Origin of the sequence: Saccharomonospora cyanea NA-134 (genome assembly GCF_000244975.1) — a bacterium.
GTDB classification, from domain to species: Bacteria; Actinomycetota; Actinomycetes; order Mycobacteriales; family Pseudonocardiaceae; genus Saccharomonospora; species Saccharomonospora cyanea.
The window spans coordinates 1,203,757-1,227,234 of sequence record NZ_CM001440.1 but is presented as its reverse complement, the minus strand read 5'-3'; the positions used below and the strand labels follow the sequence as shown (position 1 = coordinate 1,227,234).

General features: G+C 69.5%; 19 protein-coding genes and 1 tRNA gene. 10 read left to right on the top strand and 10 right to left on the bottom strand.

What is annotated here, in order from left to right; genetic code table 11:
- Nucleotides 1-8: 8 nt before the first annotated feature.
- Both SACCYDRAFT_RS05940 and dnaE read right to left on the bottom strand, forming a co-directional pair.
- Nucleotides 9-1,478 (bottom strand): MFS transporter, encoded by a 1,470-nt coding sequence (locus SACCYDRAFT_RS05940; RefSeq protein WP_005454492.1) that lies wholly within the window; start codon nucleotides 1,476-1,478, stop codon nucleotides 9-11.
- Nucleotides 1,479-1,503: 25 nt separating this feature from the next.
- Nucleotides 1,504-5,073, bottom strand: coding sequence for a DNA polymerase III subunit alpha (gene dnaE, locus SACCYDRAFT_RS05935; RefSeq protein WP_005454491.1), 3,570 nt, complete (start codon nucleotides 5,071-5,073; stop codon nucleotides 1,504-1,506).
- A 214-nt stretch (nucleotides 5,074-5,287) separates the two neighbouring features.
- Here dnaE and SACCYDRAFT_RS05930 point away from each other — a divergent pair, with 214 nt between their 5' ends.
- On the top strand, nucleotides 5,288-6,052 hold the full coding sequence (locus SACCYDRAFT_RS05930) for a PP2C family protein-serine/threonine phosphatase (RefSeq protein ID WP_005454490.1): 765 nt from the start codon (nucleotides 5,288-5,290) through the stop codon (nucleotides 6,050-6,052).
- A gap of 48 nt (nucleotides 6,053-6,100) precedes the next feature.
- Here the strand turns inward: SACCYDRAFT_RS05930 and SACCYDRAFT_RS05925 are convergent, their stop codons facing one another.
- A complete protein-coding gene (locus SACCYDRAFT_RS05925; RefSeq protein WP_005454489.1) occupies nucleotides 6,101-6,688 on the bottom strand; it encodes a DUF4383 domain-containing protein in 588 nt (195 codons plus the stop codon).
- A gap of 104 nt (nucleotides 6,689-6,792) precedes the next feature.
- Between SACCYDRAFT_RS05925 and SACCYDRAFT_RS05920 the strand changes: the two genes are divergently transcribed.
- Nucleotides 6,793-7,317 carry a 2'-5' RNA ligase family protein gene (locus SACCYDRAFT_RS05920; protein WP_005454488.1) on the top strand — a complete coding sequence of 175 codons (525 nt, stop codon included), beginning with the start codon at nucleotides 6,793-6,795 and terminating at the stop codon, nucleotides 7,315-7,317.
- Nucleotides 7,318-7,327: 10 nt separating this feature from the next.
- On the opposite strand, the gene SACCYDRAFT_RS05915 is transcribed toward SACCYDRAFT_RS05920, so the two are convergent.
- On the bottom strand, nucleotides 7,328-8,305 hold the full coding sequence (locus tag SACCYDRAFT_RS05915; RefSeq protein WP_005454487.1) for a neutral zinc metallopeptidase: 978 nt from the start codon (nucleotides 8,303-8,305) through the stop codon (nucleotides 7,328-7,330).
- A gap of 194 nt (nucleotides 8,306-8,499) precedes the next feature.
- Here SACCYDRAFT_RS05915 and SACCYDRAFT_RS05910 point away from each other — a divergent pair, with 194 nt between their 5' ends.
- Nucleotides 8,500-9,141: a maleylpyruvate isomerase family mycothiol-dependent enzyme gene (locus SACCYDRAFT_RS05910; RefSeq protein ID WP_005454485.1), complete on the top strand. Its 642-nt coding sequence runs from the start codon at nucleotides 8,500-8,502 to the stop codon at nucleotides 9,139-9,141.
- 100 nt (nucleotides 9,142-9,241) lie between these two features.
- On the opposite strand, the gene SACCYDRAFT_RS05905 is transcribed toward SACCYDRAFT_RS05910, so the two are convergent.
- Together SACCYDRAFT_RS05905 and SACCYDRAFT_RS05900 are read right to left on the bottom strand one after the other, a co-directional pair.
- Complete coding sequence (locus SACCYDRAFT_RS05905) at nucleotides 9,242-11,518, bottom strand: S9 family peptidase (RefSeq protein ID WP_005454484.1); 2,277 nt, start codon at nucleotides 11,516-11,518, stop codon at nucleotides 9,242-9,244.
- A 21-nt stretch (nucleotides 11,519-11,539) separates the two neighbouring features.
- Nucleotides 11,540-12,202: a DUF4097 family beta strand repeat-containing protein gene (locus SACCYDRAFT_RS05900; protein WP_005454482.1), complete on the bottom strand. Its 663-nt coding sequence runs from the start codon at nucleotides 12,200-12,202 to the stop codon at nucleotides 11,540-11,542.
- Nucleotides 12,203-12,428: 226 nt separating this feature from the next.
- On the opposite strand from SACCYDRAFT_RS05900, the gene SACCYDRAFT_RS05895 reads away from it, so the two are divergent.
- Nucleotides 12,429-13,181 carry a GbsR/MarR family transcriptional regulator gene (locus SACCYDRAFT_RS05895; protein ID WP_005454479.1) on the top strand — a complete coding sequence of 251 codons (753 nt, stop codon included), beginning with the start codon at nucleotides 12,429-12,431 and terminating at the stop codon, nucleotides 13,179-13,181.
- 73 nt (nucleotides 13,182-13,254) lie between these two features.
- Here the strand turns inward: SACCYDRAFT_RS05895 and SACCYDRAFT_RS05890 are convergent.
- The 3 genes from SACCYDRAFT_RS05890 to SACCYDRAFT_RS05880 all read right to left on the bottom strand — a co-directional run bounded on the left by SACCYDRAFT_RS05890 (nucleotide 13,255) and on the right by SACCYDRAFT_RS05880 (nucleotide 14,408).
- Nucleotides 13,255-13,326 (bottom strand) — tRNA-Val (locus SACCYDRAFT_RS05890).
- A gap of 59 nt (nucleotides 13,327-13,385) precedes the next feature.
- Nucleotides 13,386-13,841, bottom strand: a complete 456-nt coding sequence (locus SACCYDRAFT_RS05885; RefSeq protein ID WP_043536206.1) for a peroxiredoxin — start codon at nucleotides 13,839-13,841, stop codon at nucleotides 13,386-13,388.
- Nucleotides 13,842-13,982: 141 nt separating this feature from the next.
- Entirely contained in the window at nucleotides 13,983-14,408 is a 426-nt protein-coding gene (locus SACCYDRAFT_RS05880) for a DUF3052 domain-containing protein (protein ID WP_005454477.1), read from the bottom strand.
- 410 nt (nucleotides 14,409-14,818) lie between these two features.
- Here SACCYDRAFT_RS05880 and aceE point away from each other — a divergent pair, with 410 nt between their 5' ends.
- The 6 genes from aceE to SACCYDRAFT_RS05850 all read left to right on the top strand — a co-directional run bounded on the left by aceE (nucleotide 14,819) and on the right by SACCYDRAFT_RS05850 (nucleotide 22,731).
- Nucleotides 14,819-17,635, top strand: coding sequence for a pyruvate dehydrogenase (acetyl-transferring), homodimeric type (gene aceE, locus SACCYDRAFT_RS05875; RefSeq protein WP_005454476.1), 2,817 nt, complete (start codon nucleotides 14,819-14,821; stop codon nucleotides 17,633-17,635).
- Nucleotides 17,636-17,872: 237 nt separating this feature from the next.
- Complete coding sequence (locus SACCYDRAFT_RS05870; protein WP_005454475.1) at nucleotides 17,873-19,093, top strand: PucR family transcriptional regulator; 1,221 nt, start codon at nucleotides 17,873-17,875, stop codon at nucleotides 19,091-19,093.
- A gap of 154 nt (nucleotides 19,094-19,247) precedes the next feature.
- Nucleotides 19,248-20,150: an ACP S-malonyltransferase gene (locus tag SACCYDRAFT_RS05865; RefSeq protein WP_269744648.1), complete on the top strand. Its 903-nt coding sequence runs from the start codon at nucleotides 19,248-19,250 to the stop codon at nucleotides 20,148-20,150.
- Complete coding sequence (locus tag SACCYDRAFT_RS05860) at nucleotides 20,147-21,127, top strand: beta-ketoacyl-ACP synthase III (RefSeq protein WP_005454473.1); 981 nt, start codon at nucleotides 20,147-20,149, stop codon at nucleotides 21,125-21,127. The genes SACCYDRAFT_RS05865 and SACCYDRAFT_RS05860 overlap by 4 nt, the downstream gene beginning before the upstream one ends.
- Nucleotides 21,128-21,205: 78 nt before the next feature.
- A complete protein-coding gene (locus tag SACCYDRAFT_RS05855) occupies nucleotides 21,206-21,451 on the top strand; it encodes an acyl carrier protein (protein WP_005454472.1) in 246 nt (81 codons plus the stop codon).
- Nucleotides 21,452-21,483: 32 nt separating this feature from the next.
- Complete coding sequence (locus tag SACCYDRAFT_RS05850; protein ID WP_005454471.1) at nucleotides 21,484-22,731, top strand: beta-ketoacyl-[acyl-carrier-protein] synthase family protein; 1,248 nt, start codon at nucleotides 21,484-21,486, stop codon at nucleotides 22,729-22,731.
- 93 nt (nucleotides 22,732-22,824) lie between these two features.
- On the opposite strand, the gene SACCYDRAFT_RS05845 is transcribed toward SACCYDRAFT_RS05850, so the two are convergent.
- Entirely contained in the window at nucleotides 22,825-23,316 is a 492-nt protein-coding gene (locus tag SACCYDRAFT_RS05845) for a DUF3145 domain-containing protein (protein ID WP_005454470.1), read from the bottom strand.
- Between the last annotated feature and the right edge of the window lie 162 nt (nucleotides 23,317-23,478).

Below are 23,478 nucleotides of genomic sequence, written 5' to 3'. Positions count from 1 at the left end.
CAATCTAGTCACTCGGATGGGCTAGACACATTCACTTTCCGCGTCCGCGGCTGTGGCGTTCGGTGAGGGCGCCTCCGCAGGTCGACCACAGCCAGCACGAGCGCGACGAGGACGATCGCCACCGCGCTCACCATCGCCCAGCGCAGTCCCTCGGGGTAACCGCCGTCCGAGTCGATGCCGACGTGGAACACGGAAGCCAGCAGCGCGATGCCGACCGCACTGCCGATGCGTTGTCCGGTCTGCAGCGCTCCCCCGGCGACTCCGGCCATGCGCGTGGGCACGCACTCCAACGTCAACGTGGTGTTCGGCGAGATCACCATGCCGCCCCCGAATCCGGCGACCAGCAACGGAACGGCCACCGCGAACCCGGTCGCACCAGGACTGACCAGCGGAGCTGTCAGTGCGACAGCACCGAGGCCCACCGCCACCATGCACAGTCCGGTCAGGGTCAGCACCCTGCCCAGTCGCGCGACGAGCCTGCCTGCCAGCGTCGCCGACACGGCGGCGCCGAGAGCGAACGGCGTCACCACCAGCCCCGACTCCAGCGGCGTGTACCCGAGGCCCTGCTGGAAGAACAACGCGAAGACCAGCCAGATCCCCGCGAACCCCGCGAAGTACACCGTGCCGATCGCCGCTCCCGTCGCGTAGCCCGGGGTCTCGGTGAAGAGCCGCACGTCCAGCAGCGGCGAACCACCACGCCGCACCAGCCGACGCTCCCACCACACGAACGCGACGGCGAACACCACGGCCACGGGTGGCATCCACCACAGGGCACTCCACCCGTCCTGCTCCGAGCGCACGAGCGGGAACAGCACTCCGAGCACGGCGGCACCCAGCAGGACCACACCGACGAAGTCGAGCTGCGACCGCAGGGAGCCGGTCCGCTTCGGGGCCTTGGGCAGCAACCGCAGTGCCAGCACGAACGCCAGCACCCCGATCGGGACGTTGACGAAGAACACCCAGCGCCAACCGGTCTCCGCCCCGAACAGCGCGATGATCGCCCCGCCCAGCACGGGGCCGACCGCCGTCGACAACGACACCGTCGTCCCGAACGCGCCGAACGCCCGACCACGCTCGGCGCCGCTGAACAACTCCTGGATGAGCCCGCTGTTCTGCGGGGTGAGCATGCCTGCGGCCATGCCCTGCAACAACCGCGCGATAACGAGCATCGACTCGTTGACCGCCGCCCCGGCCAGAGCACTCGTCAGGACGAACGCCGACAGGGCGATCAGGAACATGCGGCGCCTGCCCAGCGCGTCGCCGAGCCGACCACCCGACACCAGCACGAGGCCGAACGTCAGCGCGTAGCCCGACACGATCCACTGCACGCCCGCGGCGGAGGCGCCGAGCCCCCGCTGGATCGAGGGCAACGCGACGTTCACGATGCTGACGTCGAGCAGCGACATGAACCCGGCGGTCAGTGTGACGGCAAGCGCACGCCAACGCCGCGGATCGGGTTCGGCGGTCTCCAGGCTCACTCCTCCACCGTAGGAAGCGCTGTCCTCACGTGCTCGCCGCGATGCCCGGAATGCCCTTGAGCTCGCCCATCAACATCGAACTGACCGTCACGGGATAGTCGTAGAGAGCGAAGACCGTCTCGGACGAGCTGCCGACCAGTTTGAGCCGCACCGGGGTGTCACCACGGTGAGCCTGCAACGTCTGCTTGAGCTCGGTCACCACGCTCTGCGTGATCTTCTCGGCCGAGGCCAGCAGCATCAGCGGTGGTTCCTCGTCACCGAGTGCGACGTCGCTGAGATCGAGCGGCACCAGCCCGGCGGCGAAGACCGACATCTTGTCCTCACGCCAGTTGACGCGACCCTTGACGACGACCGCGTTGTCCTCCACCAGGTCGGCGGCGAACAGCGCGTAGGACTTCGGGAAGAACAGCACCTCCAGCGAGGCGTCCATGTCCTCGACCGTGCAGATGGCCCAGGGCTCGCCCTTCTTGTTCACCCGGCGTTCCAGCGCGGTGATGAGCCCCGCGATCTCGATCTCGCCTTCCTTGGGAGGTTCGGCCAGGATCGCCGCGATGGGCCGCTTGGCGTGCTTGCGCAGGATCCGTTCGGCCCCGTCGAGCGGGTGCGCCGACACGTAGAGGCCCAGCATCTCCCGTTCGTAGCCGAGCTTCTGCTTGCGCGGGTACTCCTCCTCGTCGAACTTCAGGTGCGCCAGGGGCGACGACGACGTGCTGGGGGCGGCCCCGTCGCTTCCGCCGGTGCCGAACAGGTCGAACTGCCCCATCGCCTCCTGCCGCTTGAGCGGCACGACGGCGTCGACGGCGTCCTCGTGCACCCGCATCATCGACAGCCGGGTGGCGCCGAGCGAGTCGAAGGCACCCGCCTTGATCAGCGACTCGATGACCCGCTTGTTGCAGGCCACGAGCTCGGACTTGTCGAGGAAGTCGGTGAAGGAGGAGTACTTGCCCTTCTTCTCCCGCGTCGCGATGATCGACTCGACGACGTTGGCGCCCACGTTGCGGATCGCGCCGAGCCCGAAGCGGATGTCGTCACCGACGGCCGCGAACCGGCGACCGGACTCGTTGACGTCCGGCGGCAGCACCCGCACCCCGAGCCTGCGGCACTCGGCCAGGTACACCGCCGACTTGTCCTTGTTGTCACCGACCGAGGTGAGCAGCGCGGCCATGTACTCCGCGGTGTAGTTGGCCTTGAGATAGGCGGTCCAGTAGCCCACGAGCGCGTAGCCCGCCGCGTGGGACTTGTTGAACGCGTACCCGGCGAACGGAAGGATCGTGTCCCACAGGGCCTGGATGGCCTCCTTCGAGAACCCGTTCTCCTTCATGCCGGCCTCGAAGCCCTCGAACTCCTTTTCGAGGACCTCCTTCTTCTTCTTGCCCATCGCCCGGCGCAGCACGTCGGCTCGGCCCATCGAGTAGCCGGCGACCTTCTGCGCGATCTGCATGATCTGCTCTTGGTAGACGATCAGGCCGTAGGTCTCGGACAGGATGTCCTTCAGGGGCTCTTCCAGCTCCGGGTGGATCGGCGTGACCCGCTGCCTGCCGTTCTTGCGGTCGGCGTAGTTGTTGTGCGTGTTCATCGCCATCGGACCGGGGCGGTACAGCGCGTTGACCGCGGCGATGTCGGCGAACTCGGTCGGCTGCATCCGCCGCAGCAGGTCCCGCATGGCGCCACCGTCGAGCTGGAACACACCGAGCGTGTCGCCGCGGCCGAGCAGCTTGTACGTCTCCGGGTCGTCGACCCCGAGGGTGTCGAGGTCGATGTCGACACCGCGGTTGACCTTGATGTTGTCGATCGCGTCGCCGATGACGGTGAGGTTGCGCAGGCCGAGGAAGTCCATCTTCAACAGCCCGATGGCTTCACACGACGGGTAGTCCCAGCCGGTGATGACGGCGCCGTCGTCCCGCTGCCAGAGCGGAATCGCGTCCATCAGCGGCTCGCTGGACATGATGACCGCGCACGCGTGCACACCGGCGTTGCGGATCAGCCCTTCGAGGCCGCGGGCGGTGTCGAAGATCGTCTTGACCTCGGGGTCGTTCTCGACGAGCGTGCGGACCTCGGCCGCCTCCGGGTACCGCTCGTGTTCGGGGTCGACGATGCCCGACAGCGGGATGTCCTTCGCCATGATCGGCGGAGGGAGGGCCTTGGAGATCTTGTCGGCGATGGCGTACCCGGGCTGGCCGAAGTGCACGCGCGCCGCGTCCTTGATGGCGGCCTTGGTCTTAATGGTGCCGAACGTGATGACCTGCGCGACCTTGTCCGCACCGTACTTCTCGGTGGCGTACCGGATCATCTCGCCGCGCCTGCGGTCGTCGAAGTCGATGTCGATGTCGGGCATCGACATGCGTTCGGGGTTGAGGAACCGCTCGAACAGCAGCCCCAGCGGGATCGGGTCGAGGTTGGTGATGCCCAGCGCGTAGGCGACGAGGGCGCCCGCCGCCGAACCACGGCCCGGACCGACCCGGATACCCACGCTGCGCGCGTAGTTGCAGAGGTCGGCGACCACGAGGAAGTACGCCGGGAAGCCCTTCTGCGCGATCACGCCGAGCTCCATCTCGGCACGCTCGACGTACCCGTCGGGGATGCCGTTGGGGAACCGCCACTCGAGGCCCTTCATCACCTCGTGGTGCAGCCACGACTCCTGGGTGTGGCCCTCCGGCACCTCGAAGATCGGCATCCGGTCCTTGTGGGCGTAGACGTCGGCGTAGGACTCCACCCGCTCGGCGATCAGCAGCGTCGAGTCGGCGGCACCGGGCACCTCGGTGTCCCAGTACTGGCGCATCTCCCCCGCGGACTTCAGGTAGTAGCCGTCGCCGTCGAACTTGAACCGGGTGGGGTCCGACAGCGTCTTGCCCGACTGCACGCACAGCAGCGCGGAGTGCGACTCGGCCTGGTCCTTGGTGACGTAGTGGGAGTCGTTGGTCGCCAACGGCCTCAGGCCCAGCTTCCTGCCGATCTCGAGCAGGCCCTCGCGCACCGAGCGCTCGATCGGGAGGCCGTGGTCCATCAGCTCCAGGAAGAAGTTGTCCTGGCCGAAGATGTCGCGGTAGTCGGACGCGGCCTGGATCGCCTCGTCCTTCTGCCCCAGCCGCAACCGCGTCTGCACCTCGCCGGACGGGCAGCCGGTGGTGGCGATGATGCCCTCGGCGTTCTCCGCGATCAGTTCGCGGTCCATGCGGGGCTTGCGGTAGTAGCCCTCCATACTCGCCAGCGAGGAGAGCTTGAACAGGTTGCGCAGGCCGGTGGCGTTCTCCGCCAGCATCGTCATGTGCGTGTAGGCACCGCCGCCCGAGACGTCGCCGCCCTCACCGAACTCGTCGGCGCCACGCTGCCCCTGGTGTCCCCAGAAGACGGGCTTCTTGTGGAAGCGGCTCTCCGGCGCGACGTAGGCCTCGATGCCGATGATCGGCTTGATGCCGGCCTTCTTCGCCTGCTGGTAGAACTCGTCCGCGCCGTACATGTTGCCGTGGTCCGTCATGCCCACGGCGGGCATCTCCAACCGCGACGCCTCCGCGAACAGCGGGGCGATCTTCGCCGCACCGTCGAGCATCGAGTACTCGGTGTGGACGTGCAGGTGGACGAAGGAATCGTTCGACACCGCCGGAAAACCTCCGAAGACACCCTTGAGAACGGCCAAGACGTGCCGACCAGCTTAGCCCCGTGAGCGTTTCGCCCTGGGACCCGCATACCCGGCGTGGCACACCGGCCCGAGGCCGGGAAAACGCCCGACCCGGTGTGCCGGTTCGGCAAAACAGAGCCGGTTGGCGTACTGTTGTGCCTCGCTGCTCGCCGAGCAATGGTTCACTGCACTCATGACACACGACCAGGTCCTGACCCTCCGCTACGCCGCGGGCTCCGATGTCGGGCAACACCGCAGCGGGAACGAGGACTCCGCCTACGCGACCGTCCGGCTGCTCGCCGTCGCGGACGGCATGGGCGGGCACGCCGCAGGTGAAGTCGCCAGCGCCGAGGCTGTCGCCGCACTCGAGGAACTCGACACCCGGCTCGCGGACGAGGACATGGGCAAGGTCGACCTCGGCGAGGAACTGGCGGGCGCCGTCCGCGCCGCCGCCTCGCGGCTCGAGGAACGCGTCGCCGACGATCCCGCGCTCACCGGAATGGGTACCACCGCCACGGCGATGTTGTGGGACTGCCCGCGGTTCGCCCTCGGACACATCGGCGACTCGCGCTGTTACCGCCTCCGCGGCGACACCCTGACGCAGCTCACCCGCGACCACACGATGGTCCAGACGCTCGTGGACCAGGGACGGCTCACCCCCGAGGCGGCCGAACGTCACCCGAGCCGGTCGGTGCTGGTGCGCGCGCTGCTCGCGAGTGTGCCGGCCGAACCGGACATCTCGCTGCACACCGCCCAGGCCGACGACGTCTACCTGCTCTGCTCGGACGGCCTCACCGACGTGGTCAAGGCCGACGACATCCAGCGGGTGCTCACGGACGTGGCGACCGAGACCGCCACCCCGGAGGAAGCCGTGCAGTCGCTCATCGACCTCGCCAACGAGGGCGGCGGCCCGGACAACATCACCTGCGTACTGGCCCACGTCGTCCCGGAGGAATGACGAAACGACGTGGGCCGGTGTCCGCGACTCCTGGACGCCTCGGCACCGTCAGTGCGCGGCGCCACGGCGCCAGATCCGGCGGCCCGGCGCGTGCCGACGGGTTCCCTGGGCGGCCACTTCACCTTCGCTGCTTCGCCCGGACATCGCACCTGAAACCGACTCCCTCTCCTGGCCCGGCATCGCGGTGACTTTCTTGCGAGCCGGCATCACGGCGAGGACGAGACCGAGCAGAGCGGTCCCGAAGTGCAGCCAGTTGTCCGCCGTGTTGAGCGCGAACGGGTTACCCAGCCCGCCCACCGGGTTCTCCGCGAACACACCGCTGATGGCCAGTCCCCACAACAGCAGTACGCCGAAGACCGCGAGCAGCAACCAGCCGTAGGTCCGGGCCAGTTTGGACGTCAGCGCCATCAGCACACCGAGCGCGCCGATGACGATGTGGAAGATGTTGTGGAGCGGGTTGATCGAGAACAGCCAGAGGGTGCTGTGGGTGGCGTCCCCGAATCCTCCGAACCCGGTGATGACGAGTCCGATGATGCCGAGCGCCAGGTAGACGAGCCCGATCAGTCCGGCCAGTACCTGGACGGGCTGCAACCCTCGTCTACGGGGACGGGCTCCTGGATCTGTGGGACGAGTCATGACGGCTTCCTCCTCCGGTGTGACGGGCGCCGCTCAAACCGCGAATACCCGAGTGGTGGGCGGTGAAACGGCGAGCGAACCCGCGGCGCCGTAGGGTCATCGGCGTGGCACTGGGCGTCTGCCTGCTGTTCGACCCGCACTCGGAACGGGCACTGCGTGGCCTGTGGTCGCGGCTGGAGGCGGTGGGCGTCGCGACCCTGGAGACGCACACGCACCGCAGGCACCACCCGCACCTGTCCTACGTCGTCCTGCTGGACTGGCACCTCGGCGCCGTCCACGACGCGGTCGCGGCGTTGCCCGACAGCGGCCCGTTCGACCTGACCTTCGACGCGATGGCGGCGTTCCGCCGGGGCCGGATCTCACTCGTGCCCGCGCCCGCGTCCGGGTTGCTCGCCCGCCAACAGGCGGTGGTGCGGGCCGTGAGCGGGACGGGCGCCCGGATACACCGCCACTACGCCCTCGACCGCTGGCTTCCGCACTCCTCGGTGGCCACGAGGTCGACGACGCGGGATCTGCCCGCGGTGGCGACGTCGGTGTACGAGGTCCTCCCGCTGACCGTGCGGGTCACGAGCGCGGCACTCATCGACAGCGCCACGGGCCGGACGTGGCCGCTGCCCGTCCTGCCGTGAACTCCCCCCCCTACGCGACGTCCTCGCTGGGCGCCTGCCAGGTGTTGCAGTGTCCGGCGTCGCCGTGCCGGAACCCTCGGGCGGCCCACCGGCGCTGTGTCTCGCTGGCGCCGTGGGTGTCGCTGTCGACCCAGTTGCGGAAGTCGTCCACCGCGGCGTGACCGAGGTCGTCCGTGATCGATCCTCTTCCTGCCGCGCTGGCGAGGAAGACACCGGCGAAGCAGTTCGCCTGCAACTCGACCCGCCTGCCCAGTTCCCGGTCGGGCGGGCTCCCCGCGGGGTAACGGTTGAGCTGGCCGTTCGCGGCGGCGAGGATGCCGCTGAGGTGCTGCACGTGGTGCCCGTACTCGTGGGCCAGCGTGGCGATGTGGGCCTCCCGCGTGAGCCCGAACGCATCCAGGGTGCGTGTGCGAGGCAGGTAGATGGTGGCGTCCTCGGCGCAGTACAGGCCCGTGGCCTCCCCGGAGGGCGGCAGCTCGCCGCACGCGGTCGCCGGGGCGTCGGTGATGTCCACGGCCACGGGAGCGAACTCCACCCCCGCCCGGTTCAGCGCGGGTTTCCAGGCGCGTTCGAGGCAACGCAGCTCGGCGGTGTAGAACGCGTGCAGCCGCTCACTGGCACTGCCGAGTTCGGGCAGCTCGCAACGCACTTCGGCCAACACGGTCCCGCTTCTCAGCAGCCGGTTGTCCCCGATCGAGGCCAGGGACGGCACCGGCTCGTCGGAGCCGGGCGCCGCGCCGGGCAGGTCGGAGTCCCCATCGTCGAGGGACGGGTCGAGGGACGGCAGAACGGCCACGAAAACGCCGACGAGCACCAGAGCCACGGCGACCGGCAGCACCGCGCGCCACCACGATCTCCGCGGGGAGCCGGGTCCGGACTCGGCCGGCTCGTCCGAGTCCCACAGCTCCAGCGGAAGATCGTCAAGGTACGGCCGGACGGACCCGCGTTCGCGGGCCGGGTCCTCTGCCGCGTCGCCGACAGTGTGCACAGCAGCCTTCACGGTTGACGTCACATATCGGCGACGAGGATAAGGCCTCGGGTTTCGTCCGCACATACCGCCATGTCACGAAACGGACACGGCCCGAAGTGGCGAGCAACCTTCGAGGTACGTGTGGCGTCGAGCGGAATCCGTCGGCGTCGGCGGATACGGTCACGCGCCGACCTCACGAAGGAGACACCGAAGTGACCGACACCCGGAGCACCCTGTGGCCGCTCGTGCACACCGAGCGCGCCGCGCTGGCCGCCGACATCGCCGAGCTCACCGAGACGGAGTGGAACACGCCGTCGCTGTGCGAGGGCCTGACCGTGCGCGAGGTGCTGGCACACGTGACCGCGGGGGCGAGCCTAACCCCCGCACGGTGGCTCGCCGGCGTCGTCCGTTGCCGCTTCGACTTCGACAGGCAGGTCGAGCTCCGACTCCGTGAGCAGCTCGGCACCGATGCCGGGGAGACACTGCAGCGGTTCCGCCGCATCGTGGACAGCACCACCAAACCACCGCTGCCCGTGGTCGCCATGCTCGGCGAGGTGGTGGTGCACGGCGAGGACATCCGCAGGCCCCTGGGCGTCCGGCGCGACCACCCCGTGGACACGCTCACGCACGTGGCGCACCACTACCAGAGCTCGAACCTCGTCCTGCCGTCGGGCAAGCGGGCCGAGGGGTTACGACTCATGGCTACCGACGGGCCGTTCGCCGCCGGATCGGGCCCCGTGGTCGCGGGGCCGGTGCTGGCACTCGTGATGGCGCTGGCCGGGCGGTCGGGGTACTGCGACGAGCTCACCGGCGACGGCGTGGACACGCTCCGCGAACGCTGCGCGCGGGTCTGAGGCGCGCGGCAAGTGCGGACACGCGTACGTGAGACGCGAACACGCGTGCGGCCGGGGGCCGGGGGCGGCACTCCCCGGCTCCTGGTCCGTCGTGTCGCGCTCAGGCGAACAGCTCACCGAGCAGCTCCGGGCCGAGGACGATGGGCGCGGGGCGGTAGACGGGCGGCTGCGTGCCCGCCAGCTCGCGCACCAAGAAGTCCCAGCAGCGCTTGCGGACGTAGGCCAGGCAGTCGATGAACATGTGCTCGGCGCCGGGCACGATGAACAGCTCGAAGTCCCTGCCTGCGGCGACGAGCCGGTCGGCGAGCCGGAGCGTCTGGTCCGGGTGGACCTGGTCGTCCATTTCGCCGTGGACGAGCAGCAGCTTGCCGGCCAACCGGTCCGCGATGTCCACGTTGGACGCCTGGGCCCATGCCCCTGGGTTGTCCGCGCCGGCGTAGGCCTCCACGAAACCCTGGTTGAAGCAGGGAGCGTCGTGCGAGCCGGAGAGGGCGACTCCGACCTTGTACACCTCGGGGAAGTCCAGCATCGCCCGTACCGCGGCGAACCCGCCTCCGGAGTGCCCGAACGCGCCCGCCCGGTCGAGATCCATCCACGGCCGGGTCTCGGCCAGCTGCCGCAGTGCGGCGACGTGGTCGGCCAGGCAGCCCGCATCGGCCAAGCGGCCATAGGAAGCGTCGTGGAAGGCCTTGTCGCGCCCCGGGGTGCCCCGCCCGTCCACCGCCACCACCACGAACCCGAGCGCCGCGAGGGGTTCCGCGTCGAGGCCCATCCCACCCGGGTCGAAGCCCGGCTCGACCCGGGTGACCTGCGGACCGGGGTAGACGTTGTCGACCACGGGGTAGCGCTGCGCCGGGTCGAAATCCCGTGGCCGGTACAGCACCCCGTAGATGTCCGTCACCCCGTCGGCCGCCTTGACGCGGAACCGTTCCGGCGGCGTCCAGCCGGTGGCGACGAGCTTGCTGATGTCGGCGCGCTCCAGTTCCACCAGCACCCGCCCGGACCAGTCACGGACCGTCGTCACCGGCGGGGTGTCGACGGTGGAGGCGGAGTCGATGAAGTACTCCGGGTCGTCCGGCATCGTGACGATGTGGTCCAGCTCGTCGTCGGTGACCTTGGCGAACCCGGTGCCGTCCAGGCCGACACGGCACACCGTGCGCCGGTACGGATCCTCGTCGACCAATCCGGAGGCGGTGAAGTACACCACCCGCTCGGCTTCGTCGACGTGCAGGATCCGCCGCACCGCCCACTGCCCTGAGGTGACCTGCCCGAGCAGCTCGCCGGTGCGCAGGTCGTACCGGTACAGGTGGCCCCAGCCGTCCCGCTGCGAGTACCACAGCACCTCGCCGGCCAGCACCCGCACGATCGGCGGCTCGAACAGCCACTGGTTGGGCTCGACGCGGGTGGGCCCGGTCTCGCTGAGCACGGTGGTGACCTCACCGGTGACAGGGTCGAGCCGGTGCAGGGTGAGCGTGCGCAGGTCACGGGGCTGGCTGAGGAAGTACACCGCCGAACCGTCCCCCGCCCACCACGCCCACCCGGCCGCGATCGGCGACAACTGCGGCATGAGCAGAGGGTCGGCCTGCGCGCGGACGACCGTGCCCTCGGCGACGTCCAGCACGACCAGTTCGGCCTGCGGGATGGTCTCGTCCCCGGCGTAGGCGTACCGCTGGGTGTGCAGTGTCGGGGCGCCGCCGCCGGCGGGCCTGGCCTCCACCAGGTGGGTCTGCCGGACGCCCCGCTCGTCGGTGCGGTGCGCCAGCACCTTCGTCGAGTCGGGAGACCAGGCCACCACCGGCGGCAGGTGCGGCAGGCCCAACTTGCGCAGCAGGGTGGGGTTGCTCGTGATTTCCGGGCCGGAGCCGTACCCGTAGCCGGGCTCGCCGTCGGTGGTCAGCGCCCACTCGCGGCCGTCGGACAGCGAGCGCGCCCACAGGTCGTGTCCCCGCCGGGACACCGCGACCGTGCCGTCGGGCGACGGCACCTCCAGCGGGTTGCCCGGCGGAGCCGGCTCCGCCCGGTCGCAGGCGTAGTCGTCCAGATCGCAGCGCCAGTGCTCGCCGAACGCGTCGAACTCCACGACGTTGTCGGCCACCGCGATCGCCGGGAACGGCAGGGCGTCCGGGTCGACGTGGTGCCCGGAGGCAGCGGCCAGCGCGGCGGCGAGCCGGGCGTGGTCGAAGGCCGGCTCGCGAGTGCCCGCCGCCGGGTCGACCAGCACGAACCGCCTGCCGGTGCCGTTGCTCACGGCGTACCGGAAACGGGCTCCTCCGTCGGTCCACTGCGGCCTGACCTTGTCGCCGACGACGAGTTCGCCGGGGCGGACGGAGCGGCGGAGAAGTCGCTCCGCGACCTGGTAGTCCTGGGTGGTGGTCATCTCGGTCGTCCTTCCTCGGGCTCAGAGGCTGTAGGCGGCGATGTCGCCGTGGTCGGTGGTCGCCTGGATGGTCAGGTCCGTCCTGCCGGTGTTCTTGAGCGCGTTGTGGGTCCGGCCGTGGGAGGTACCGGCGTCCAGGGCGGCGGAGACTCCCGCGGCGGCGCCGACCGACACGTCACCGGCCTGGGTGCGCAGTACGACCGTGCCGCGCACGGCCTCGGCGATCCGGATGTCGCCCTTCGCGACGCTGATCTCGGCCGGGCCGGTGAGGCGGCCGACCGAGACGTCGCCGGCTTGGGTGGTGACGCGGACGCTCGCGGCCTCGTCGACCTTGATCTCGCCGTGCGAGCCTGCGAACGTGACGTCGCCGAACCGGCCGACGCCCCGAAGTTCGGCGCTGTCCGCCTTCACCTCGATGCGGGAGCCCGCGGGCAGTTGCACCGTCGCCTCGACGGACCCCGAGCTGCCCAGGATCTGGTTCTTCGCCGAGGCCGCGATCCGCAGGACCCCGTCGTCGTACTCGACCGTGGTCTGCTCCGCCAGCTTCACGTCGCGCCCCTTCGAGGCGTCCACGGGCAGGACCTCCACCGCGGTGTCGGCCCGGTCGGCGGCGATGATCCGGACGAGACCCGCGGGAATGTCGAGGACCGCGGAGATCGGGGCGGGGGTGTCGAACTTCTGCATTGTGCTCAGCTCCTGCGCTCGCTGTTTCCGATGAGGGAAACGCTACGTTGCGTTCAGGAAAGCGACAACGATCTTGTTGCATAGATTCGGCATAAATGCAGGTGAAGAGCCCGAAATCGTTGCAATGACCCTGAAACCGAATGCAACGTTCATCCTGAAATCGTTGCAATGAAACGGGCGTGAAGGCTATGCTGACGACTTCGAGGAAGCCACGGAGGGGATCGCGATGCCGGGAGGCAGGCTCACCCAGCAGGAACGTCAACAGATCGCGCTGGGCCTGGGCGACGGCCTCGCCTACGCGGAGATCGCCAGAAAGCTCGGCCGTCCGACCTCGACGATCACACGTGAGGTGATGCGCAACGGCGGCCCCACCGCCTACCGTTCCGACCTGGCCCACCTCGCCACCGAACGCCGAACCCGCCGACGCAGGCCCACCACGCCGCGAGGGCCGCAGGTGTCCCCGCGAACCGACGGACGCGACGCCGAGGCGGTACGTGAGTACGAGGAGGCGTTCACCGCGATCCTCATGCAGTCGGGCCTGCCCAAGATGATGGCCCGGGTGCTGACCTCCCTGTACACCACCGACGCGGGCAGCCTCACCGCGTCCGAACTCGTCCAGCACCTCCAGGTGAGCCCGGCGTCCGTCTCCAAGGCGATCGCGTTCCTCGAAGGCCAGGGTCTGGTCCGCCGGGAACGCGACGAACGCCGCCGTGAGCGCTACGTCGCCGACAACGACGTCTGGTACCAGTCGATGATCGCCTCCGCCCGAGGCCACGCCCAGCTCGCGGAAACCGCACGGCAGGGCGTCGACATCCTCGGGCCCGGCACCCCGGCCGCCGTCCGTCTGGAGAACATCGCGCGCTTCGTCGACTTCGTCGGCGAGAGCATCACCCGCGCCGCCGAGCAGGCCCGCGAGATCCTCTACACGGAAGCCGAAACGGTCTCAGGCGGCACCGACACGCCGAGTCCGGACCGCTGACGGGCAGCCGTCCCGACGGCCACGGCCAGTGATGTCCGCGCCGGATCCCGCGATCAGAACCCGGTCACATCGGTGGGCGCAGCAGGGTTCGAACCTGCGACCCCCTGCTTGTAAGGCAGGTGCTCTCCCGCTGAGCTATGCGCCCGAAGGGCTCCCGGCCCGCGTGGTACCGGGAGCCTCTCGGCTCTGGGTGCGATCCGACCGTCAGCCGAGGTCGGCGATCGCCTTCTTCCACGCCTCCTGGTCCCGCGCCTCACCCGGCTGGTTCACCTCGGCGAAGCGCACGACACCCTCGGTGTCGATCAGGAAGGTACCGCGCAGGGCCAACCCGGCCTGCTCGTTGAACACACCGTACGCCTTCGCCACCTCACCGTGCGGCCAGAAGTCCGACAGCAGCGGGAACTGGTAGCCCTGCTGCTCGGCCCACGCCTTCAGAGCGAAGGGAGTGTCCACCGAGACACCGAGCACCTGCACGCCGGGGTACTGGTCGTACTCATCCCGGAGCTGGCACAACTCGCCCTGGCAGATGCCGCTGAAGGCGAACGGGTAGAAGACGAGCAGCACCGGCTTGTCGCCGCGGAACGACGACAGCGTGACCTGCTGCTTGTTGTAGTCGTTGAGCGTGAAGTCCGGGGCCTGGGTACCGACCTCGACGGCCATGGGCACGACAACCTTTCGCTTGTCCGACATTACGGCTCGACATCCGGCCACTGGCTCGACGCGATGCCTTCTTTCGCCGACGCAAGTGCCGGGCAAACCCTATCGCGAAGGCCCCGACGAGGTGGGCGGGGCCGCCCCGACTCAACGACGTGACGTCGACCTCGGCACGAGCCTGGTGGCGGTCCAACCCTCACCGATGCTGAGGTTGGAGGTCTGCGACATGCCCACCGTGGGCACCGCCTCGGCGATCTCACTGGGCTCGACGTGCCCGGGCTGACCGGTCTTCGGAGTCAGCACCCACACGACTCCGTTCTCGTCGAGCGGCACCCGAGCGTCCACGAGCGCGTCCCCGAGGTCTCCGTCGCCGTCGCGCCACCAGAGCAGCACCACGTCGATGACTTCGTCGGCGTCCTCGTCGAGTAGCTCGCCACCGATGTGAGCCTCGATGGCGGCGCGGACCTCCTCATCGACGTCCTCGTCCCAGCCCAGCTCCTGGACCACCATGTCCGGCTTGATCCCGAGCTTTTCGGCGACGCTGTTCTGGCCAGCGTCTCCCGCGGCGACCACGACTTCTCACTCCTCCAACTGGGAACGTGCGGTCCGCTTCCGGTTGCTCACCTTGCGCGACCGACCGCACTACGTACACGGATGGGCATAGCGAACACCGCAACGGCGCGAAGCGCAACCGTCCACACCGGAGTCCTCACGTGGTGGACCGGAGCCGAGGGACGTACGGGGCGTCGACTCGCAGGCCGACCACGGTTTTTCCGAATCCGGACAGTCCGGCTCTCATCCGTCTGAACTAGGGTGGAGGGCGCGGTCCACACGGCGTATCCCCGCAGGACCGCCACAAGTCGACACGGTGTTACGAACAGCTCAATGTTACCGAAGAGTAGCAGCTGACGGACACGGCGTCCACAGCCACGATGACAACGACAGACAACTCGAAGCAACTCGAAATTCGGCGAGGAGATCCCTTGGCCCCCCAGAACGACGAGGCCGGGCGCGGCGCCACCGCAGGCGCCTCCGGCCAGGGAGCACCGGCGCGTGTCCGCGTCATCCGCGACGGACTGGCGGCGCACTTGCCTGACATCGACCCGGAGGAGACGTCCGAGTGGCTCGACTCCTTCGACGCCGCACTGGCGAGGGGCGGTCAACAGCGCGCGAGGTACCTGATGTTGAGGATGCTGGAGCGCGCCCGTGAGCGCAACGTGGGCGTGCCCCCGCTCACCACCACCGACTACGTCAACACCATTCCCACGGAGAACGAGCCGTGGTTCCCCGGCGACGAGGAGATCGAACGCCGCTACCGCGCGTTCATCCGTTGGAACGCCGCGATCATGGTGCACAGGGCCCAGCGGCCGGGCGTGGGCGTCGGTGGCCACATCTCGACCTACGCCTCCTCCGCAGCGCTCTACGAGGTGGGCTTCAACCACTTCTTCCGGGGCAAGGACCACTCGGGCGGCGGGGACCAGATCTTCATCCAGGGCCACGCCTCCCCCGGCATCTACGCGAGGGCCTTCCTGGAGGGCAGGCTCACCGCCGACCAGCTCGACGGTTTCCGGCAGGAGTTCTCCCACGCCGGCGAGGGCGGCGGGCTGCCGTCGTACCCGCACCCGAGGCTGATGCCGGGCTTCTGGGAGTACCCCACGGTGTCGATGGGCCTCGGCCCGATGAACGCGATCTACCAGGCACGGTTCAACCGTTACCTGCACGCACGCGGCATCAAGGACACGAGCGACCAGCACGTGTGGGCCTTCCTCGGTGACGGCGAGATGGACGAGCCCGAGTCACGGGGTCTCATCCACGTGGCCGCCGGCGAGGGGCTGGACAACCTCACGTTCGTCATCAACTGCAACCTGCAGCGGCTCGACGGACCGGTACGCGGCAACGGCAAGATCATCCAGGAGCTGGAGGCGTACTTCCGCGGCGCGGGCTGGAACGTGATCAAGGTCATCTGGGGCCGCGAGTGGGACGCGCTGCTGCACGCCGACCGCGACGGCGCCCTGGTGAACCTCATGAACCAGACTCCCGACGGGGACTACCAGACGTACAAGGCCAACGACGGCGCGTACGTACGGGAGCACTTCTTCGGCCGTGACCCGCGCACGAAGGACCTGGTGAAGGACCTCACCGACGAGCAGATCTGGAACCTCAAGCGCGGCGGCCACGACTACCGCAAGGTGTACGCGGCGTACAAGGCCGCGATGGAACACCACGGTCAGCCGACGGTGATCCTCGCCCACACCATCAAGGGTTACGGCCTCGGCCCGGCGTTCGAGGGCCGCAACGCCACCCACCAGATGAAGAAGCTGACGCTCGACGACCTCAAGCTGTTCCGCGACGCCCAGCGCATCCCGATCAGCGACGAGGAACTGGAGCGCGACCCGAAGCTGCCGCCGTACTACCACCCCGGCGAGGACGCGCCGGAGATCCAGTACATGAAGGGCCGCAGGCAGGCCCTCGGCGGCTACCTGCCGGAGCGCCGCTCGAACGCCAAGCCGCTCGTGCTGCCGGGTGACAAGGTGTACGAGGCCATCCGGAAGGGGTCGGGCAAGCAGGACGTCGCCACCACGATGGCGTTCGTCCGGCTGGTCCGCGAGCTGGCGAAGGACCCGGAGATCGGGCACCGGCTCGTGCCGATCATCCCCGACGAGGCGCGCACGTTCGGCCTCGACTCGATGTTCCCGACGGCGAAGATCTACAACCCGCAGGGGCAGAACTACACGTCGGTCGACGCGCAGCTGATGCTCGCCTACAAGGAGTCCGAGCAGGGACAGCTGCTGCACGAGGGCATCAACGAGGCGGGCTCCACCGCGTCGTTCACCGCGGCGGGCACGTCGTACGCCACGCACGGCGAGCCGATGATCCCGATCTACATCTTCTACTCGATGTTCGGGTTCCAGCGCACGGGCGACGGACTGTACGCGGCGGCCGACCAGATGACACGCGGTTTCGTGCTGGGCGCGACGGCGGGCCGCACCACGCTGACCGGTGAGGGTCTGCAGCACGCCGACGGGCACTCGCAGCTGCTGGCGGCCACCAACCCGGCCGTGGTGGCCTACGACCCGGCGTGGTCGTTCGAGATCGCCCACATCGTCCGCGACGGGCTGCGTCGCATGTACGGCGAGACGGGGCCGGACGGCAACGGTGAGAACGTCTTCTACTACATCACCGTGTACAACGAGCCGTACCAGCAGCCCGCGGAGCCGGAGAACGTCGACGTGGACGGTCTGCTCAAGGGCCTCTACCACTACAAGTCGGCCCCGGAGGGCACCGGCCCGAAGGCGCAGATCCTGGTGTCGGGCGTCGCGATGCCCGAGGCGCTGCGTGCGCAGCGGATGCTGGCCGAGGAGTGGAACGTGGGCGCCGACGTGTGGTCGGCCACCTCGTGGACGGAGCTGCGCCGGGAGGCCGTGGAGGTCGACCGCGACAACTTCCTCCACCCGGCCGACACCCCGCGGGTGCCGTACGTGACGCAGAAGCTGTCGGGCGCCGAGGGCCCGGTCGTGGCCGTGTCGGACTGGATGCGCGCGGTACCGGACCTGATCCGGCCGTGGGTGCCCGCCGACATGCTGACGCTGGGCACGGACGGGTTCGGGTTCTCCGACACCCGGCCCGCGGCGCGCCGCCATTTCCTCGTCGACGCGGAGTCGATCACGGTCGGTGTGCTCACGATGCTCGCCCGCCGCGGAGAGGTGTCGCAGGAGCAGGTCGTGGAGGCTGCGCGGAAGTACCAGATCCACGATGTCATGGCCGCGGGCCCGCAGACGTCGGACTCCGGCGTGGCGTGACCCGGACCGGTGTCCGATGTGGATGACGTGCCTCCGTCATCGGTGCTCACGAACGGGTGAGTCCGGTGGCGGGTGGTGATCTCGAAGTCCATAGTGGAGACACCGGTGGGGACCGGGGAAGTGGGACCGCCCGGCGCGACCGATCACGGCGCGCCGGGCGGTCTCGTCTGTGCCCCGACGCCGCCGGACCGTGCGATCCCACCCTCCGGGACACTCCGCGTAGGATTCGGCACCAGCATGTCCATTGAACCGTCGTCGGCCCCGGATCCCTCCCTGCCTCGGCACGAGCTGTCCGAGGTGACTCTTCGCGCACTCGAACGGGCCTCCGGAAGGCTCGCGAAGGCGAGCGTGGCCGCCATCGAGGAACGTCTGCCCTGGTTCACCAGGTTGCCCGCGGACCAGCGCGCGAGCGTCCTGCTGATCACCCAGGCCGGCGCGGCCGGGTTCGTCCGCTGGATGCGCGACTCGCAGGAAGCCCTCAAGCTCACCACCGAGGCGTTCCGCTCGGCTCCGCGAGAGCTGTCGCGCTGGATCAGCCTCCGGCAGACCGTCGAGATCGTGCGGCTCGCGGTGGACGTGTTCGAGGAGCAGCTGCCCCGGTTCGCCGCAGACGAGGCCGAGCGCGCCGCACTGACCGAAGGCATCCTCCGCTACGGCAGGGAGATCGCGTTCGCCGCTGCCAACTCCTACGCCGCCGCAGCGGAGGCGAGGGGCGCGTGGGACGCGCGGCTGGAGGCGCTCGTGGTCGACGGCGTCGTGCGTGGGGACGCCGAGGAGTCGGTGTTGTCACGGGCCGCCGCCCTGGGCTGGGACCCGGCCGCGGGCGCCACCGTGCTCGTGGGCAACCCGCCGTCGGACGACCCACCGTCGGTGGTGTTCGAGGTCCGCAGCAAGGCCGCCAGGGTGGGTAGGCCGGTGCTGCTCGGGGTACAGGGCTCGCGGCTGGTCGTCGTGGTGGCGGGCCCGACGGAGGGCACACCCAAGGACGAGGAGGTCCTCACCGTACTGGCCACCGCGTTCGCGGAAGGTCCCGTCGTCGCCGGTCCCACGGTGGACAGCCTCGCCGAGGCGCACCGCAGTGCGGCGGAGGCGCTGTCCGGGCTGCGGGCCGTGGTCGGCTGGCCCTCGGCTCCCCGCCCCGCGCGCTCGATCGACCTGCTGCCCGAGCGCGCGCTCGCAGGCGACGCCGAGGCTGAGCGGGTCCTGGTGGACGAGATCGCGCGCCCGCTGGAAGAGGCGGGGCCCGCACTGCTGGAGACGATCGAGACCTACCTCGAGACCGGTGGCGTGCTCGAGACGTGCGCGCGGCAGTTGTTCGTCCACCCCAACACCGTGCGGTACCGGTTGAAGAAGGCGGCCGAACTCACCGGCCGCAACGCGGCCGACCCCCGCGACGCGCTCGTACTGCGGACGGCTCTGACCGTGGGCAGGTTGGCCCGCTCCCGGGGCTTGTGGTGACCGCCGTCTCCCTCTCACGGTGAGGCGGGACACAACGTTATGGAGGTCACACACGATCGGTGTCGCTCTTTGTAGGGAGTCCACAACCCGCTTCGAAGGACTTGGTGACTGACCAGCATGCCCCCGGGCACCGTGATCCGTGTTCCCTACAGGGGTGACCACCGCTCTCCTCTGTCCCGGACAGGGCTCCCAGGCCCCCGGCATGCTCACGCCCTGGCTCGAACTCGACGGAGCGCGCGATCGCGTCGCGCAGTGGTCGGAGAACACCGGTCTCGATCTGACGAGACTCGGCACCGAGGGCTCCGCCGAGGAGATCCAGGACACCGCGGTCGCCCAGCCGCTCATCGTCGCCGCGTCGCTGCTGGCGTTCGAGTACCTGCCGTCGAGCGTGGCCGCCGACGCTCCGGTGGCGGGTCATTCCGTGGGTGAGCTGGCCGCCGCCGCCATCGCCGGTGTGCTGTCGGCCGACGACGCCGTGGCGCTGGCGGCCGTGCGCGGGGCCGAGATGGCCGCGGCGTGCGCGGCCGAGCCGACGAGCATGGCGGCCGTGATGCTCGGCGAGCCCGACGACGTGGTGGCCTGGCTGCACGAGAACGGGCTGGAGGCCGCCAACCGCAACGGGGCAGGCCAGATCGTCGCCTCGGGCCCGGCCGACGCCATCGAACGGATCGTGGCCGAGCCGCTGGCGGGCACCAAGGTGCGGGCGCTGAAGGTGGCGGGCGCGTTCCACACGAAGTACATGGCCCCGGCCGAGGAGGCGTTGCGCACGCATGCCGGCAAGCTCGTCCCCTCCGACCCCACGCGGCCGCTGCTGTCGAACTCCGACGGCGGCGTGGTGACCAGTGGTGAGGAGTATCTGAGCAGGCTGGTCTCGCAGGTGACCCGCCCGGTGCGGTGGGACCTGACCATGCGGGGACTCGCCGAACTCGGCGTCGACCGGACGATCGAGCTGCCCCCGGCGGGCACGCTGACCGGGCTGGTCAGACGGGAGCTCAAGGGCACCGTCACCACCCCGTTCGCTGTGAAGACGCCCGCACACCTCGAGGAGCTGGCATGACCCGACCGACGCTCACCCTCGCGCAGGGCGCGAAGGCGACCCGCATCCTCGGTGTGGGCAGCACGCAACCGGACCGGATCGTCACGAACGACGAGCTGTCGCAGCACATGGACACCAACGACCAGTGGATCCGCGACCGCGTGGGCATCGTCGAGCGCCGGTTCGCCGCCGACGACGAGCGACTGGTCGACATGGCCGTCACCGCGGGCGCGAAGGCGCTGGCCGACGCCGGCGTCGCCCCGTCGGAGGTCGACACGGTGATCGTGCCGAACTGCACGCTGCCCGCTCCGATCCCGAACGCGGCCGCCCAGGTGGCCGACCGCATCGGCATCAGGTCCGCGGGGGCGTTCGACCTCAACGCCGCGTGTGCGGGCTTCTGCTACGGGCTCGGCGTGGCGTCCGACCTCGTGCGAGCCGGGTCGGCGAAGAAGGTACTCGTGATCGGCGCGGAGAAGCTCACCGACGTCGTCGACCCCACCGACCGCTCGACGGCGATCATCTTCGCCGACGGCGCGGGCGCGGCCCTGGTGGGCCCGTCCGACGAGCCGGGCATCGGCCCCGTGGCGTGGGGCAGCGCCGGCGATCTGGTGGACCTGATCTACATGCGGGACAACCGGTACATCTTCCAGGAAGGGCAGCCGGTGTTCCGCTGGGCCACGACCCAGATCGCCCCCATCGCGATGCGGGCCGTCGAGCTGGCGGGACTGGAGCTTTCCGACATCGACGTGCTCATCCCCCACCAGGCGAACCTGCGTATCGTCGAGGCCATCGCCAAGCGGCTGCGAGCCAAGGGCGCGCGCGAGGATCTGGTGGTGGCCGACGACATCCGGTACTCGGGCAACACGTCGTCGGCGTCCATCCCGATGGCACTGGACCACATGCGCGCCGCGGGCACCGTGAAGCGCGGGGACGTCGTGCTGACCGTCGGGTTCGGAGCGGGCCTGTCCTACGCGGGGCAAGTACTCGTCTGCCCCTGACCACCACGTGGTACCACTGACGCCGACGGCGCTAGGCCCGTCGCGACCCGAATAGCGAAACCGGAGAAAGGAAGCCCAGTGGCAGACAAGAACGAGATCCTGGCAGGCCTCGGCGAGATCGTCGAGGAGGTCGCCGGTGTGTCCGCCGACGACGTGACCTCGGAGAAGTCCTTCGTGGACGACCTCGACATCGACTCGCTGTCCATGGTCGAGATCGCCGTGCAGGCCGAGGACAAGTTCGGTGTGAAGATCCCGGACGACGAGCTGGCCAACCTGAAGACGGTGGGCGACGCCGTGGACTACGTCGCGGCCAACGCGAAGTAGAGCTTCTCGCTACACACCTCGGGGAGACACCAATGAGCAACATCGACGTCGTGGTCACCGGGCTCGGCGCCACCACACCGCTCGGTGCGGACGTCCCCTCCACCTGGGACGGTCTGCTGGCGGGCCGTAGCGGCGTCCGCGTCCTCGACGCCGAATGGGTCGAGAGGATCGACCTGCCGGTGAAGATCGGCGCCGTGCTCGCCGAGGAGCCGACGGAGAAGATCCCGCGCGTGCAGGCCCGCAGGCTCGACCGTTGCGAGCAGGTGGCTCTGCTCGCCGCACGAGAGGCATGGGCCGACGCCGGTTTCCAGCCGCCCACCGACGAGTCACAGGACGTCGACCCCGAGCGGCTCGGCGTCTCGATCGGCTCGGGAATCGGGGGCCCTGTCACGCTGCTGAACCAGGACGACCTGCTGGAGCAGCACGGCATCCGCAAGGTGTCTCCGCTGACGGTGCCGATGCTGATGCCCAACGGGCCCGCCGCCCACGTGGGCATCGACCTGAAGGCCAGGGCCGGGGTGCACTCCCCGGCTTCGGCATGTGCTTCAGGCGCCGAGGGGATCGCGGTCGGGGTCCAGATGATCCAGTCGGGTCGGGCCGACGTCGTTGTCGCGGGTGGCGCGGAGGCCTGCATCGCACCGATCACCATCGCCGGGTTCGCGCAGGCGCGCACCGTCTCCACCCGCAACGACGACCCCGAACGGGCCTCGCGGCCGTTCGACGCCGACCGGGACGGCTTCGTCCTCGGTGAGGGCGCGGGTGCGGTGGTGCTGGAACGCGCCGACAGGGCGGCTGAACGGGGCGCGCGGGTGTACGCGCGGCTGGGGGGCTACGGCATCACGTCGGACGCCTACCACATCACCGGGAACCATCCCGACGGCATCGGGCAGGTGGCCGCGATGGAGCACGCCATCCGGATGGCGGGTCTCACGGCCTCCGACGTGGGCCACGTCAACGCCCACGCCACGTCCACCGTCGTCGGTGACGTCGGCGAGGCCGCGGCGATCCGCAAGGCCATCGGCGACCACCCGGTGGTGACGGCTCCGAAGGGCTCACTCGGGCACCTGGTGGGCGGCGCCGGCGCCGTCGAGAGCATCATGACGATCCTCTCGATCTACCACGGCATCGTGCCCGCGACGCTGAACCTGGAGAACCTGGACCCGAAGGTCGAGCTGGACGTCGTGTCCGGTGAGCCGCGCAAGATCGACCTCACGGCGGCCATCAGCAACTCGTTCGGCTTCGGAGGACACAACACCGCCCTGCTGTTCACGAGGGCGTGAGCACGGCCGGCAAGCCTGACGGCCAGCGGTGAAGGCCACCTCGACCGCGTTCCGATGCGGCGAGGTGGCCTTCGTCGATGCGGGGCCGGGGCTTCAGCCCACCTGGTGCAGCCAGGTCACCGGGGCGCCGTCACCCGCGTGCCGGAAGGGTTCGAGTGCCTCGTCCCAGCTCGAACCGAGCAGCTTGTCGAGTTCGTGAGCGAGCTGTTCGCCGGCACGGCTCTTCGACACCAGGCTGCGCAGCCTGTCCTCGCCCACGACGATGTCGCCGTTGGCGCTTGTGCGGGCATGCCACAGGCCCAGGCCGGGCGCGTAGCAGAATCGCTGCCCGTCCACCCCGAAGCTCGGCTCCTCGGTGACCTCGAAACGCACCATGGGCCATGCCTTCAGGGCGGCGGCGAGCTTGCCGCCGGTACCGGCGGGCGCGCGCCAGTCGCATTCGGCGCGCAACTGTCCGGGTGCGGCGGGCTGTGCAGTCCACCGCAGATCCACCCGGCTACCAAGCACACCGGAAATCGCCCACTCGACGTGCGGGCAAACCGCAGACGGCGACGAGTGGACGTACACCACGCCACGAGTGCTCACTGCTGACCTCCGCTACTAGACGAGGGGCGTCTTCCCCTACGACCTCGCCCGCGAAGCGGATTAATCAACTCGTGGCAACTCCCTCGTTATTCTGCACCCGACTCACCCATTTGGCCACATGAGCACCAGAAATCACACCACTGTGACGTTCTCAGGGGCAAA